Origin of the sequence: Salinivibrio sp. YCSC6, assembly GCF_004916735.1 — a bacterium.
GTDB classification, from domain to species: Bacteria; Pseudomonadota; Gammaproteobacteria; order Enterobacterales; family Vibrionaceae; genus Salinivibrio; species Salinivibrio proteolyticus.
The window spans coordinates 66059-80797 of the sequence record NZ_CP039516.1; the positions used below are offsets into that span (position 1 = coordinate 66059).

A 14739-nucleotide genomic window follows, 5' to 3' on the forward strand; every position below is an offset into this window, starting at 1 on the left:
CGGGCGCAAGCACCTTTCTCTGTGCTCAGGGTTTCATCGCTTACGGGGTGTCGGTAGAATGAGCGCCAGTTTGAGTAATGAGCTTGATTATGTCCGCCAACCCCGCCCATGCCGATGCGTCAACCGAAACTGACGCCGCTACCGCTGATCCTGCCATGAGTCCTGCCCATCAGGTACTCAAAGCGGTGTTTGGTTATCACCAGTTCCGAGAAGGTCAGCAAGCGGTGATTGATGCAGCGATTGCGGGGCGTGATGCCTTGGTGATTATGCCGACCGGGGGAGGGAAGTCACTGTGCTATCAGATCCCCGCGTTGGTGCGCACCGGCTTGACCGTGGTGATTTCACCTTTGATTTCATTGATGAAAGATCAGGTTGACCAGCTTAATGCCAATGGGGTTGCGGCGGCGTGCTTAAACTCAGCGATGACGCCTGAGGCGCAAGCGGATACTTTGCGTGCGCTAAATCAGGGGGAGGTGAAACTACTCTATGTGTCGCCTGAGCGCGCGCTAGGGCGTGACTTTATCCATCGCTTAACGGAGTGGCAACTGGCGTTGATTGCGGTCGACGAAGCGCACTGTATTTCCCAGTGGGGGCATGACTTTCGTCGTGAATATGCCTCTTTAGGCCAGCTCAAACAGCACTTTCCTGACGTGCCGGTGATGGCGCTGACTGCCACCGCGGATGCCACCACGCGCGAGGATATTTTATCCCGCCTTGCCCTGCACGATCCGCTGGTACATCTGGGTAGCTTTGACCGCCCTAACATTCGCTACACCTTGCTGGAAAAGCACAAACCTTTGGCCCAATTAGTGCAGTTTCTGAGTGGTCAACGCGGCCAATCAGGAATTGTCTATTGCAATAGCCGCAAGCGGGTTGAGCAAGTCACTCAAAAACTGTGTGATAACAATATGCTCGCCGCCGCTTACCATGCAGGGATGACCACAGAGGCGCGCGGATCAGTCCAAGAGGCGTTCCAACGTGATGATGTCAACATTGTGGTGGCGACCGTGGCGTTTGGAATGGGGATCAACAAGCCCAATGTTCGCTTTGTGGTGCACTATGATGTGCCGCGCAATATTGAATCTTACTACCAAGAAACCGGCCGAGCAGGGCGAGATGGACTGCCGGCTGAAGCGGTGTTGTTGTATGACCCCTCCGACATGGGATGGCTCCATCGCTGCTTGGAAGAAAAGCCGGATGGGCCCCAAAAGCAGGTCGAAAGCCATAAACTGACCGCGATGGGCGCATTTGCCGAAGCACAAACCTGTCGCCGTTTAGTGCTCCTAAACTACTTTGGCGAGCATCGGCAAACCCCTTGTGGCAACTGTGATATTTGTCTCGACCCGCCTACCCATTTTGATGGCACCGAACAAGCACAAAAAGCGCTGTCGTGCGTGTACCGTGTTAACCAAAGCTTCGGGGTTGGATACGTGGTGGAAGTGTTGCGCGGGATGCAAAATCAGCGCATTAAAGATCATGGCCATGACAAGCTCTCTACCTACGGCATCGGGCGAGAGTGGAGCCATGAATACTGGGTAAGCATTATTCGCCAATTGATCCATCGCGGTTATCTGGTGCAAAACATTGCCCGTAGCTCGGTACTGCAGTTAACTGAACAAGCGCGACCATTACTGCGCAGCGAGATTGCCCTTGAGCTGGCGGTACCGCGTATTGGCCTCAGCCCTCGCACCAAGGCCAACAAGCTGAGCCAGCGCCATTACGATAAAAAACTGTTCGCCAAGCTGCGTAAGTTACGCAAAGCCATTGCTGATGAAGAAGATATTCCACCTTATGTGGTGTTTAACGACGCAACCTTGATGGAAATGGCCGAGATGCTGCCGTCATCGCAAGCGGAGCTCCTGGCGGTCAGTGGCGTTGGGCAGCGCAAGCTCGAAAAATTTGGCGATGCGTTTTTGGACTTGATTGACGATCACTTGAGTTTGAGCGAGTACGGCTATGGCACCGAGTAATTGGCAATTGATAGCGTCCGACAACACCTTGGCGTTTTATCAGCCGCAGCTGGATGCGGATAATGGCAAAGAAGTCTGTCAGCCATTGCTGCAAGCCCTCGAAGCCTCTGTGCTTGAGTGGCAACAAGACGCGGATATGATGACCTGGCTGATTGATTTTGAAGGCACGCGTTTGATGCTTAAAGCCGCACATTACACCCAGAGCGTGTGGTTAGAAGCGCTGGATGAGGAGGGCGATGAGGTAATTGCCTTTTTGCGCCGCTGGTGGTTGCGTCATCCGCCTCTTTAAATTGCGCTGGCACCGTCGCTTGATTGCTGTATAATTCGCCACCTCGCGCTGCCTGTCGACGGGTAGCTAGGTATTTTGGGTTCCCTCGCCCCCAATGACAAAAAGGTGCACTATGAGCCACTTTTCTCTTGCTCAGCAGCGTAAAGCGCTGGGTTACCTCGTGATTTTTCATCTACTGATCATTGCCTCCAGTAACTACTTGGTGCAGATCCCCTTTACGGTTTGGGGTTTCCACACCACGTGGGGGGCGTTTACGTTTCCGTTTATTTTCTTGGCCACTGATTTAACCGTCAGGATCTATGGTCCGGCATTGGCACGCCGTATTATCTTGCTGGTAATGGTGCCCTCGCTGCTGATTTCTTACGTGTTATCCGTCTTGTTCTATCAAGGCAGTTACCAAGGGTTTGCGGAGCTGGGCACGTTTAATCTCACCGTCGCACGGATTGCGATTGCCAGCTTTATGGCTTACCTACTGGGTCAGATCTTAGATATTCATGTGTTTAATCGGTTACGCCAGCAGCGCCAATGGTGGGTCGCGCCGAGTTGTTCCACCTTGTTTGGTAATGCGTCAGACACACTCGCCTTTTTTGCGATTGCGTTTTACCAAAGCCAAGATGCCTTTATGGCCGAGCACTGGGTTGAAATTGCCTTGGTGGACTATGCCTTTAAGCTGATTATTAGCTTGGGGCTGTTTATTCCTATGTATGGGGTGTTGCTAAACCTGATTATTCGACGAATCACACAGGTGACGCCGTCGGCGACGGTGCAGCAAACGTCCTAATCAGTAGCAGAATAAAGAGTCGCATTGCGGCTCTTTTTTTACGTTAGCCCGCCGATTACCGGCTTTATTTTGAGAAGCAGATCAATAAATGTACAGCGAGTGAAAAATAAGCGTATTTTTTTCTTGATAAACGATAATGAGAATGGTTATTATTAACTTGCACTCAGGGCCAAGCCCACATGCTCAGCTCTGAAGGCACGACATTGCTCACATTGCTTCCAGTGTATTAGCGGGGCGCTTATCAAACAGTGATTAAGTTAGCCTATTTTTGCTAGGCGACACCTCTCGGGGTGTCGCTTTTTTCTTTTCTGGGCACTGGCTTTTCGAACCAAAGTTGTTAGCGTGATGACTTTGGGTGCAATAACAGTTTGATGACAGCGAGTGAGTCTGAGCACAAGATCAATAAATGAAAAAGATTCTCAACTAAGTGTTGAAAGTGGGAATGAGAATGGTTATTGTTAACTTGCGTTCAGGGCAAAGCCCACATGCTCAGCTCTGAAGGCACGACATTGCTCACATTGCTTCCAGTGTATTGGGGCCAGCAAACTGTTCTGACAACAGCTTTGTTTTTGCGCTCACTTGTTATAGCGACGCCCATCTCGGCGTCGCTTTTTTCTTTTTCTCTGCTGCGTTTCTGTGCGGATGAGCGTGTCTAGGCGAGTTCTACCAATTTTTTCACCATCCGATTGATCCCACTGGCGGCATCCAGGACTGACGTCGCGAGCATATAGGCGGGCGTGGACAGGAGATGGTGGCGCTGATCTAATACATAATCTGATACCGGACACTCAATATGTTCACCGCCCATCCGATTAAAGGCGGCAGCGATATCGGGCTCATTGCCAATGGTGCCCTTGACGCCTTTTGGATAGATCTGCGGGATCATGATGGGGGCAATACACATGTAGCCGGCGGGCTTTTCTGCACGAGCGAAGGCTTGGCAAACCGCAAACATCTCTTGATTGACTTGCACCGGATCGCCATTGTAAGCAAAGTCCGATAGGTTTTTCGCGGCGCCAAAGCCGCCGGGAACCAGTAAGGCGTCGAAGTGGTCGACGTTTAAATCCGTTAGCGGAAGAATCTCCCCACGAACAATACGGCTGGCTTCGGTGAGTACATTACGTGTCTCGTTCATCGCTTCGCCGGTACGATGATCGATCACATGGTGCTGATCGATATCTGGTGCGAAGCATTGCCATTGAGCATCGTTTTGCTCGAGGGCAAGCAGGGATAAGACCACCTCTTGGATCTCGGCACCGTCAAACACGCCGCAGCCAGATAAGATAACAGCCACCTTTTTCATGATGCTCTCCTTGTATCGAGATTAAAATTATCGCAACCAATGTGGATAATCGACCAAACGCGTCTACGCTTAGTTACGTTCAACAGTGTCGCATTGGTGCTGGGTTAAGCGAAATAGTAGCCAAGTTCGATAACCAAATTGGTGATTATCTCCGCAGTTTGTGATGACTTTCTCTGCAACCTCATGCAGAGCAAGTGATTTCTTTTTCCACACCTAAGGATCCTTTTTCGATCAAGATCCTTTTTGCGCCACGTGGAATAAGTGTTTGTTTTTAATCTATTTAAAAATCAAAATCTATGATTATTTAGACGAAATCAAAACCCTATATAATATTTACCAACAAACTTATCCACAGCTCAGGCTATGGATGTGAAAAACCGTGGTTAACAGGAATGACGACTCGTGGCATGCTTAGCAGCTAACGTGTTTAACTGGCAACCAAGATTCTGATATGGCAACTCTTCCCGACAATCCGTTAATCCTCGTGGATGGCTCTTCGTACCTTTACCGGGCATACCATGCTTCTCCTAATCTCACCAATAGCCAAGGTGAACCCACCGGGGCTGTATTTGGGGTGGTGAACATGCTGCGTAGTTTGTTGCGACAATTTCCCCATTCACATGTGGCGGTGATTTTTGATGCCAAAGGGAAGACGTTTCGTGACGATATGTACGAGCAGTACAAAGCCAACCGTCCACCCATGCCAGATGACCTACGCGGGCAAATTGAACCTTTGCATAAGATTATTAAAGCCATGGGTCTGCCTTTACTCGCGGTAGAAGGGGTGGAGGCCGATGATGTGATTGGCACACTCGCTACTCAAGCCTCAAAAGCGGGAATGCCGGTCCTGATCAGCACGGGTGATAAAGACATGGCGCAGCTGGTGGATGAGCATGTCACCTTAATCAACACCATGACTAATGTGGTGATGGATCCTGAGGCGGTGCGTGAGAAGTATGGCTTTGGTCCTGAGCATATTATTGATTACCTTGCCCTGATGGGCGACAAAGTCGATAACATTCCTGGCGTACCGGGTGTGGGAGATAAAACCGCGACCGCGTTGATTGCCAATCTAGGTGGCTTGGATGATATCTACGCGAACCTCGATAAGATTGCAGCGCTCAGCTTCCGCGGCGCGAAAAGCATGGCGAAAAAACTGACTGAGCATCAAGACGCCGCTTACCTGTCTTATCAGCTCGCCACGATTAAATTGGATGTTGAACTGGATTTCACCCCTGAACAGCTGGTCAAGCAAGAGCCTGATAATGACACCTTGGTGGCCATGTATCGTGACTTGCAATTCCGCCGCTGGCTCAAAGAGCTGGATGAAGGCGATGCGCCGGAAGAGGCGGTGTCTGATGAACCTATCTCGCAAGCGGCCACGATTGACCGCAGTGGCTACCAGACCCTTCTGACACGCGACGCACTGGACACTTGGCTGAAGAAAATTCGTGACGCTGAGGTGGTTGCGGTCGATACGGAAACCGATAGCCTCAACTATATGGAAGCCAATCTGGTTGGTATTTCATTTGCCGTCGCGCCGGGCGAAGCGGCGTATGTACCGGTAGCGCATGATTATCTGGAAGCGCCGGCTCAATTATCGCTGGATGAGGTGCTGGAGGTGTTGCGTCCTTGGTTGGAAGATCCCTCAGCGGCGAAAGTCGGCCAGAATCTGAAATATGATGCCAGTGTGTTTGCGCGTCACGGGATCACCTTAAAAGGGATTGCCTATGACACCATGCTGGAATCGTACGTCTATAACAGTGTGGCAGGACGCCATGACATGGACAGCCTAGCTGAGCGCTACTTGCAGCACACCTGCATCAGTTTTGAAGAGATTGCTGGGAAAGGCAAGAAACAACTGACCTTTAACCAAATCCCTCTTGAGCAAGCGGCACCTTATGCGGCGGAAGATGCCGACATTACGTTGCGTTTGCACCAATATCTGATTGGTAAAGTCACCAGTGACGAGAAACTGAAAACCATCTTTGAGTTCTATGAGATGCCACTAGTCAGCGTGTTGTCGCGTATGGAACGTCATGGTGTGCTAATTGACAAAGACAAGTTGGCGACCCAATCAGAAGCGTTGCATACTCGTTTGATTGAGCTTGAGCGTGAAGCGTTTGAGATTGCCGGCGAAGAGTTCAACTTAAGCTCGCCCAAGCAGCTACAAGCGATTTTGTTTGAGAAAATGGGCCTGCCGGTAGTAAAGAAAACCCCATCAGGTAGCCCTTCAACCAATGAAGAAGTGCTGCAAGAGCTCTCACTCGATTACCCGCTGCCAGCGCGGATTTTGGAATACCGTGGGCTGGCAAAGCTCAAATCGACCTACACGGACAAATTGCCGCGCATGATCAATGCGCAAACCGGCCGTGTGCACACCTCGTATCATCAAGCCGTCACCGCGACGGGGCGCTTATCGTCCACCGATCCGAACTTACAAAATATCCCCATTCGTAACGAACAGGGTCGTCGTATTCGTGAAGCCTTCACCGCGGAACCGGATCATACCATTTTGGCGGTCGATTACTCGCAAATCGAATTGCGGATTATGGCGCACCTATCCGGTGATAAAGCCTTGCTAGAAGCGTTCCGTGACGGCAAAGATATTCACGCCGCCACCGCAGCGGAAGTGATGGGGGTAAGCCTCGACGAGGTCACCAGCGAGCAGCGACGCCGCGCTAAAGCGATCAACTTTGGTCTGATTTATGGCATGAGTGCTTTTGGTCTGTCCCGTCAGTTAGGGATTGGTCGTCAAGAAGCACAAAGCTACATGGATACCTACTTTGAGCGCTACCCAGGCGTAAAGGCCTACATGGACCGCACCCGTGAGCAAGCGGCGGAAAAAGGCTATGTAGAAACCATTTTCGGTCGTCGTCTCTATTTGCCGGAAATTAAATCGCGTAATGGCATGCGTCGTAAAGGGGCCGAGCGCGCGGCAATCAATGCGCCGATGCAAGGAACGGCGGCCGATATTATTAAGCGTGCGATGATACTGGTTGATCAATGGATTCAAGCCAATGCCGCGGATGACGCCCGTCTGGTAATGCAAGTTCACGATGAACTGGTACTGGAAGTTAAAACGTCATCTTTATCCAAAGTTGAAAGTGAAGTACGGAAACTGATGGAGTCGGCAGCGGACTTGGACGTGCCGCTGATTGCCGAGTCTGGACACGGTAATAACTGGGGTGAAGCCCACTAAATCACGGCTTTTCCTGTGGTTTAATAACAAAAAAGCTAAAGCCGACACCATGTCGGCTTTTTTTTCGTCCGTTTATCTTGCTGTTTTGGCGTCTTTTTGCACATTTCGATACAAATTTATGAAAAAAAATTACGTAGGATACTTTTCAACGCTGTGCATTTGATATACAGTTATTGGCGTAGGGTACAGAGGTAAGATGTTCTATCTTTCAGACCTTTTGTTTCACGTTATTGGATTTGGCTGATTCAGCAGCCCCAGTCAGGATACTGACTGGGGCTTTTTTTATTGGCAATTTCCAACCGATGAAGACACCCTGCCACTGCCTTTTTATGTTTCGCTGACTCGCTTATCCCCATTCTTTTCAAAAAAATTAGAGTAATTACTTTAATTTTAGTGATGAGCTTGGTTATAATGCGCGCAGCTTCTTGTTCTTTATGTGTCTACGGGGTCTTATTAGATCGCTTACGCACAAAGATTCGCCGATCCTGTCTTAGGGTCGGCTTTTTTTTGGGCAATGTTGCTCGAAGTGATGGTTTTGTGACCTTGAGGCAGGAATCAAAGTGAATGTGCGGCGAGACTAATGGTTCGACAAAGCGATACTTGCGTTATGGGCGATTGTCTATAAAACTTGTCGCGATAATAAGATAAATCCTATTTCTCTCCCGTTGCCCCACCTGTTCAGGTGGGGACTTTATTTTCTCTGCCATCTTCAGGCTAGACGAGCTCATAAATGCAGCTTACTCGGCGTATAAGAGGCGATCACTCCGGCTCCGCGTCAGGGGAAGTCTCGTCGAGAACGGTTTCATCAGGCGCTTGGTGGTACCAAGTGTCGAGTTTACGGCGAAGCTTATCGACGCCAATGCCTTTTAGGGATGAGAACAATTCAATCTCTACATCGCCACAAAACGCCAGTGCGGCTTCACGGATCTTCATCAGTTGTTGCTTACGGGCGCCGGATTTCAATTTGTCGGCTTTGGTCAGTAACACCATGACAGGCAGGTTGGATTGCACCGCCCAATGAATCAACTGTTGATCAAGATCCTTCATGGGATGACGAATATCCATCAACACCACCAGTCCGCCTAACTGCTCGCGTTTTTGTAGGTATTCACCCAATGAGCGTTGCCACTTTTCTTTCATCTCCAGTGGTACTTGGGCAAAACCATAGCCGGGCAGGTCGACAATATGGCAACCATCGTCCACCTTAAAAAGGTTAATTAATTGTGTCCGCCCCGGCGTCTTACTGGTCTTTGCAAGGCTCTTTTGGTCACAAAGACGGTTAAGGGAGCTAGACTTGCCGGCGTTGGAACGACCAGCAAACGCGATTTCTATCCCAGTATTATCAGGCAGATGGCGAATATCGGGTGCGCTGGTAACAAATTGGGTGTTACGGTAATTAAGCGATTGCTCCACTGTTAACTCCGTCTCGTCTTGGTGTAGTAGACTGATTACTTTTGTGTGAATTTGTGTAAAATAACCGTGCTCGGTTTTTGATCGGTTATTGTACCATGACGGTAACGAAGTAGTGGTACTGGAAGCTTGATAATTATAAATGGAATGTCATGAAGAAATTAGCGCTAATATTGACCCTCCTCGCCAGCGCCTCAGCCTGGGCCCAAGGAGATGCTGAAGCGGGCAAAGCAAAAGCCAATACCTGTGCCGCCTGTCACGGTGCCGATGGTAATAGCATTTTGCCTGACTACCCCAACTTGGCGGGTCAGCACGCCAACTATATTGAAAAGCAATTAAAGGAATTTAAGCTCGGCGCGCAAAGCGGCGGAGAGCAAGGTCGTTACAATGCTGTGATGGCAGGCATGGTTGCACCGCTTTCAGAGCAAGACATGGCTGATCTCGCGGCTTACTATGCGACCTTGACGCCAAAGCCTGGCACTACGCCTGAAGGCTCGGTGGCGATTGGCCGTCAGCTTTATATGGCAGGTGATCCTGAGCGTGGCATTGCAGCCTGTACTGCGTGTCATGGTCCGCGCGGTAATGGTACGCCTTCTTCTGGTTTCCCCAAAATTTCTGGCCAGCCCGCGAAATACCTAGCGAGTCAGCTGAAAATGTTCCGCGATGGTGATCGTCATAACGATATGAATCAAATGATGCGCTCAGTAGCGGCGAAGTTGACCGACAACGAGATTGATGCGTTGTCAAAATATCTTGGTGGTCTGCACTAAGACAGCATCGCCTCGTAGCGACACGCACACATATCGAAAGCGAAAGGGGCGCAGGCCGCTTTCGCTTTTTTGTTGCCTGACGTCTTACCCGCTTAGCGTTTGCCTTCGGTTTTTTACTCATACGAACCGACTCCACGCACCTGACCCTATTGACGCAGATGGCTGCACCGCGAAAAGAGCGACTTTTTTTGTAAGAGATCGCCCATAGATTGCCGTGAAAATAGATATAATCTATGCGAGACAATAAAATATAGTTATATTATTCAGTTGTTTACCATTTTTAGGTTGTTTTTGTGTTCATTTTTTATGGCTGCAATTCTAGGCAATGACCATGGTTGTAGTATTCTATCCCCATCGACAGGACGTTGATGCATCCCCCGCATGGAGCGCGGGAAAAACGCTAGGAAGGTGACGCCACCACGGTGGTGCGCATGGAGCGCGTTAGCACAATGAGTGTGATGCACGAGGACAGTGCCGTGGTTGTCATGATGACAAGGACGCAGGATGCGACTGTTAGGCAGGTAGCCACCACAGCAACAGGACGTTGATACAAAGGGCGCACAGCGCCATCAAGCAGGGACGAAAGACGTACCAGGACGGACGACACCCGCTTATATCGCTCAGGCGATACCGCGACAGGCTTTATGCCTGTCGCTTTTTTATTGACCCACTTTCTGCTACATTCGCGCCAGCTCCTGGCATTGAAGAATGATATGCAGCATTGCCCATTATGTGCGCACCAAGGCGTACACCCTTACCATAGTGATAAACAGCGAGCATACTTCCAGTGTGCAGTGTGTGAGTTAGTCTTCGTTGACCGTGATGCGTTGCTATCGGCGGATGACGAGAAGGCGATTTACGACTTACACCAAAACCATGCTGAGGATGAAGGCTATAAACGTTTTCTGTCCCGCCTGTTCACACCGTTAATGACACGGTTACCCCAACATGCTTACGGGCTCGATTTTGGTTGTGGACCGGGGCCGGTATTGGCGAGAATGCTGACTGACGCAGGGCACACGATGGCCTGCTATGATCCCTTCTATGCGCCAGATGCACAGGTCTTAGAGACGCAGTATGACTTTATTACCTGTACAGAAGCTATCGAACACTTTTATCAACCCGACGTGGCTTGGCAACAATGGCAAGCCATGCTAAAGCCCGGTGGATGGCTTGGGTTGATGACCAAGTTGGTCACAGACCAAGCGGCATTCTCACGTTGGCATTACAAAAATGACCCCACACACGTGAGCTTTTTTAGCCGTCATACTTTTGAGTTTTTAGCCGCACAATCGGGCCTTGCGCTTGAATTTGTTGGCAACGACGTAATTTTAATGAGGAAACCACTGTCATGACGCGTAAAAAGAAAACGCGCCGCGTAGGATCGGAAGGCCCGGCGCAATACGTAGATAAAAATCAGAATGAACAAGATCGCATTGCGCGTATGCTGAAAAAGCAGAAAAAGCGCAAAGGTAAAAAAGCCGGCTCGCGTCATTCGGAAGAAAGTAAAACGCAAACGCGCCGCAGCGGAGATAATAAAGACCCGCGCATTGGCAGTAAAAAGCCTATCCCACTCGGGACGGATGCGGTGAAACCAAAGCAGCCTAAACTCACGCCTGAGCAAGAGCTTGCCAAACTCGAGCAAGACCCTCAACTGAATGTGTTGTTGGATCGTATCGAAAACGGTGAGAAGTTAGGCTCTGGTCTGCAAGCGTATGTGGATGAGAAGCTCGATCGCATTGAAGTGCTGATGGATAAGCTTGGTTTACTCAATGACGACGACACTGATGAAGACGACCTGCTGGCGAAATTTGAACAACAGGACGACTAACGAGGAGTAACAGGTGCAGGATTGGATCTGGGTATTAGCCGGACTAGGCGGATTAATTATTCTCGGCCTATCCATTTATGCGGGGGTGTTGCTGGCTAAATTAAAACGCCAAAACATCTTACAAGCGCAGCAAAAAGAGGCTGCAATTGCCAAGCGCAACGATAAAATTGTCGAGAGTGTCGACGTGATTGCGTTTGCTGCACTTAACGATCAGTGTGATTTATCGGAAGCGGCGATTCGGCTCTATATGATCATGGATCATTTGCAAGGCGATAAACGGGTCGAGTTTGATAGCCGTTATCCCGCTTTGTTTGAGCTGTATGAGGCGGTGAAAGATACCCCACGCGGCGAGGCTCGCAGTGCGCTGAAAAAGAAAGAGCGTATGAAGTTTGACCTAGAACGGGCGAAACACGAAGCGCGCCTTGAGCAAGCGATCAAGGCCGAGTTGGCCGAGATTCTCGCGTTTACGGGCGGTCGCCATATCCCCGATCATATCCTGACCCATTAAAGCCAGTCGCGCGGTCTATCTTCTGACCGCGCAATACCCCTATAATTATTGGGCGAAACTCGATCTCACCGACATTTTCGCATCGCTAGCGCCGGTTAGTGCTCAACACATCACCAAAAGCTGTGGCACACTAGGCGCTGTTGTCCTGAGCGCTCTTTGCGGAATTGTAAGCCATGTCCTCACCACAAGTTATTTGGGATCAAGCCCTTATCAATAAGTACAACTATTCAGGGCCCCGCTATACCTCGTATCCTACCGCGTTAGAATTTCACGAAGCCTTTACGGCCGCTGAATTTGATATGGCCTGTAGCCAGTATCCTGACCGGCCCTTATCGCTCTACGTGCATATCCCGTTTTGCCATAAGCTTTGTTATTACTGTGGCTGCAATAAAGTGGTGACGCGCCATCAGCATAAAGCGGATGAATACCTAGATGCGCTAGAGCATGAAATTCGCCAGCGCGCGTTTTTGCTGGGCACGCGCCGCGTGACCCAATTGCATTGGGGTGGAGGGACGCCGACATTTTTAACCAAACCGCAAATATCCCGTTTGATGAACTTGTTGCGTCAAGAGTTTCACTTTGAGGCTGAGGCAGAAATCAGCATTGAGGTGGACCCGCGTGAAATTCCATTGGACATGCTTGATCATCTGCGCGGTGAGGGATTTAACCGTATTAGCATTGGCGTGCAGGACTTTGATAAAAAAGTGCAGCAGTTGGTCAATCGAGAGCAAGACGAAGACTTTATCCACGCCTTGGTTGAGCGTGCGCGTGAGCTGGGATTTCGATCCACCAATCTTGATTTAATTTATGGTTTACCCACACAAACGCCAGCGGGTTTTGCCAAGACCTTAGAGCAAGTACTGACGATGCGTCCGGGACGTTTGTCGGTGTTTAATTATGCGCATTTGCCATCGCTGTTTGCTGCGCAGCGCAAAATTAAAGACGACGACCTCCCATCGCCAGATGCCAAGCTGACTATGCTGCAAGAGACCATCACCACATTAACCGATGCTGGCTACCAATTTATCGGCATGGACCACTTTGCTCTGCCCGATGATGAATTGGCTGTCGCGCAGCGCGAAGGGCGTTTACACCGCAATTTCCAAGGTTACACCACGCAAGGTGATTGTGACTTACTGGGGTTGGGGGTGTCGGCAATTTCGATGATTGGCGATTGTTACGCGCAAAACCAAAAGGACATGAAGCAGTATTATCAGCAAGTGAATGCTGAGCGCCATGCATTGTGCAAAGGCGTGATGCTAGAGCGCGATGACCGGATCCGCCGTGATGTGATCAAAGCATTGATGTGTAACTTTTTCTTGGATAAAGCCCAGATTGCGGCCGAGTATGACATCGACTTTGATGGCTATTTTGCCGAGGATCTGAAACTCTTGCAGTGTTTTGTCGATGATGGCTTGGTCGCCTTGACCGACACCAGCATTGCTGTGACCAAAACGGGGCGCATGTTGATTCGTAACATCTGTATGAGTTTTGATGTTTATTTACGGGATAGGGCTCGCCAACAACAGTTCTCGCGAGTGATTTAAACAAAAAAAACCGCCAAACGGCGGTTTTTTTGTGTCGCTTGGTTCGCAAATTAGCGGGCCGCGGCGTTGGCGGTCAGTGCCGCTTTCTCACTGTCAGACAAGAAAGCAATGGTCAGGCCATTTTCTTGCAGTGTGTGGATTTGCGCAGTAGTTAAGCCCGCAGCTGGGGCAGCCACTTCGTATTCATACGGGAGTTCAATGCCTTCGACGGCGGGATCGTCGGTATTTAACGAAGCCAGAATACCGTGATCGAGGAACTGACGTACCGGGTGCTGAGACAAATCCGCCACCGTACTGGTTTGAATGTTCGACGTTAGGCAGCTTTCAATCCCGATACGGTTTTCGGCCAAGTAGTCCATCAGTTTTGGATCCTCAATGGCTTTAACCCCGTGCCCGATTCGGGTCGCGCCGAGTTCATTAATGGCTTGCCACATGCTGGCCGCACCCGCGGCTTCACCCGCGTGCACGGTCACTTGCAGATCGCTGGCACGGACTTTGGCGAAGTGTTGGGTAAATTGATCGCCAGGTTGGCCCAGCTCATCACCGGCCAGATCGATGGCGACCAATTGATGTTTCTGGGTCAGCAAGGCATCTAGCTCCGCCATACAAGCTTGAGGGCCAAAAGTGCGGCTCATGATGCCAATCAGGTTGGTTTTTACGCCAAAGTCACGGCTACCGGCTTGCACGCCATCGACCACGGCTTCCACCACGCCTTCGAGAGGCAGTTGATGTTTCATCGCCATGTAGTAAGGCGAAAAGCGTAGTTCCGCATAATCAATGCGTGCGTTTAATGCGTCTTCGACGTTCTCATACGCCACACGGCGCACTGCATCCAAATCACCCAGCACGGCGACGCCCCAGTCCAGCTTGGACAAAAACGCGACCAGATCCGGTTCGTTTTCAACCACTTGCACGTGTGGGCGTAGCGCATCGATGTTGGTTGCCGGCAGAGGCATCGCGAATTTTTGCCCCAGCTCTAAAATGGTCTCGATACGGATGTTGCCGTCCAGATGGCGGTGTAAGTCCGTCAAGGGTAGGTCTTTTCTTATCATCATCGGTTCCCAGCAGGTGAGTTGGCGCTCAGTATAGCGATTGACCATCACATCGTCAGTAGCCAGTATGCCGATG

General features: G+C 50.3%; 12 protein-coding genes. 9 read left to right on the forward strand and 3 right to left on the reverse strand.

Translation table 11 applies throughout. The features are described 5' to 3' along the window. The first annotated feature begins 89 nt into the window (after positions 1–89). From recQ to E8E00_RS00315, 3 genes are all read left to right on the forward strand, one after another. Positions 90–1970, forward strand: coding sequence for an ATP-dependent DNA helicase RecQ (gene recQ / locus E8E00_RS00305; protein ID WP_096631548.1), 1881 nt, complete (start codon positions 90–92; stop codon positions 1968–1970). Beyond that, positions 1957–2259, forward strand: coding sequence for a DUF3630 family protein (locus tag E8E00_RS00310; RefSeq protein ID WP_096630251.1), 303 nt, complete (start codon positions 1957–1959; stop codon positions 2257–2259). Before recQ ends, E8E00_RS00310 begins: the two co-directional genes overlap by 14 nt. 112 nt (positions 2260–2371) lie before the next feature. Next, positions 2372–3040, forward strand: a complete 669-nt coding sequence (locus E8E00_RS00315) for a 7-cyano-7-deazaguanine/7-aminomethyl-7-deazaguanine transporter (protein ID WP_077640163.1) — start codon at positions 2372–2374, stop codon at positions 3038–3040. A 652-nt stretch (positions 3041–3692) separates the two neighbouring features. On the opposite strand, the gene elbB is transcribed toward E8E00_RS00315, so the two are convergent. Next, positions 3693–4343 carry an isoprenoid biosynthesis glyoxalase ElbB gene (gene elbB, locus E8E00_RS00320; RefSeq protein WP_069590273.1) on the reverse strand — a complete coding sequence of 217 codons (651 nt, stop codon included), beginning with the start codon at positions 4341–4343 and terminating at the stop codon, positions 3693–3695. 451 nt (positions 4344–4794) lie between these two features. On the opposite strand from elbB, the gene polA reads away from it, so the two are divergent. Beyond that, complete coding sequence (polA, locus tag E8E00_RS00325; RefSeq protein WP_096630250.1) at positions 4795–7545, forward strand: DNA polymerase I; 2751 nt, start codon at positions 4795–4797, stop codon at positions 7543–7545. A gap of 759 nt (positions 7546–8304) precedes the next feature. On the opposite strand, the gene yihA is transcribed toward polA, so the two are convergent. Further along, complete coding sequence (yihA, locus tag E8E00_RS00330; RefSeq protein WP_069590269.1) at positions 8305–8958, reverse strand: ribosome biogenesis GTP-binding protein YihA/YsxC; 654 nt, start codon at positions 8956–8958, stop codon at positions 8305–8307. A gap of 149 nt (positions 8959–9107) precedes the next feature. On the opposite strand from yihA, the gene E8E00_RS00335 reads away from it, so the two are divergent. From E8E00_RS00335 to hemN, 5 genes are all read left to right on the forward strand, one after another. After that, a complete protein-coding gene (locus tag E8E00_RS00335; RefSeq protein ID WP_069590267.1) occupies positions 9108–9725 on the forward strand; it encodes a cytochrome c in 618 nt (205 codons plus the stop codon). A 713-nt stretch (positions 9726–10438) separates the two neighbouring features. Continuing rightward, on the forward strand, positions 10439–11080 hold the full coding sequence (locus tag E8E00_RS00340; RefSeq protein ID WP_069591276.1) for a class I SAM-dependent methyltransferase: 642 nt from the start codon (positions 10439–10441) through the stop codon (positions 11078–11080). Further along, positions 11077–11556 carry a Der GTPase-activating protein YihI gene (yihI, locus tag E8E00_RS00345; protein WP_096630249.1) on the forward strand — a complete coding sequence of 160 codons (480 nt, stop codon included), beginning with the start codon at positions 11077–11079 and terminating at the stop codon, positions 11554–11556. Before E8E00_RS00340 ends, yihI begins: the two co-directional genes overlap by 4 nt. Positions 11557–11569: 13 nt before the next feature. Continuing rightward, complete coding sequence (locus E8E00_RS00350) at positions 11570–12064, forward strand: DUF2489 domain-containing protein (RefSeq protein ID WP_096630248.1); 495 nt, start codon at positions 11570–11572, stop codon at positions 12062–12064. Between the two features lie 173 nt (positions 12065–12237). Continuing rightward, on the forward strand, positions 12238–13611 hold the full coding sequence (gene hemN, locus E8E00_RS00355) for an oxygen-independent coproporphyrinogen III oxidase (RefSeq protein WP_096630247.1): 1374 nt from the start codon (positions 12238–12240) through the stop codon (positions 13609–13611). A gap of 50 nt (positions 13612–13661) precedes the next feature. Here hemN and add read toward each other — a convergent pair whose 3' ends face one another. Beyond that, positions 13662–14663 (reverse strand): adenosine deaminase, encoded by a 1002-nt coding sequence (gene add, locus E8E00_RS00360; RefSeq protein WP_096631545.1) that lies wholly within the window; start codon positions 14661–14663, stop codon positions 13662–13664. Between the last annotated feature and the right edge of the window lie 76 nt (positions 14664–14739).

Excerpts from the sequence above, each read along its gene's own strand:
- E8E00_RS00310 (WP_096630251.1), top strand. The coding sequence starts at position 1,957 with ATGGCACCGAGTAATTGGCAATTGATAGCGTCCGACAACACCTTGGCG.
- E8E00_RS00335 (WP_069590267.1), top strand. The coding sequence starts at position 9,108 with ATGAAGAAATTAGCGCTAATATTGACCCTCCTCGCCAGCGCCTCAGCC.
- recQ (WP_096631548.1), top strand. The coding sequence starts at position 90 with ATGTCCGCCAACCCCGCCCATGCCGATGCGTCAACCGAAACTGACGCC.
- elbB (WP_069590273.1), bottom strand. The coding sequence starts at position 4,343 with ATGAAAAAGGTGGCTGTTATCTTATCTGGCTGCGGCGTGTTTGACGGT.
- polA (WP_096630250.1), top strand. The coding sequence starts at position 4,795 with ATGGCAACTCTTCCCGACAATCCGTTAATCCTCGTGGATGGCTCTTCG.
- E8E00_RS00315 (WP_077640163.1), top strand. The coding sequence starts at position 2,372 with ATGAGCCACTTTTCTCTTGCTCAGCAGCGTAAAGCGCTGGGTTACCTC.
- hemN (WP_096630247.1), top strand. The coding sequence starts at position 12,238 with ATGTCCTCACCACAAGTTATTTGGGATCAAGCCCTTATCAATAAGTAC.
- yihI (WP_096630249.1), top strand. The coding sequence starts at position 11,077 with ATGACGCGTAAAAAGAAAACGCGCCGCGTAGGATCGGAAGGCCCGGCG.
- E8E00_RS00340 (WP_069591276.1), top strand. The coding sequence starts at position 10,439 with ATGCAGCATTGCCCATTATGTGCGCACCAAGGCGTACACCCTTACCAT.
- add (WP_096631545.1), bottom strand. The coding sequence starts at position 14,663 with ATGATAAGAAAAGACCTACCCTTGACGGACTTACACCGCCATCTGGAC.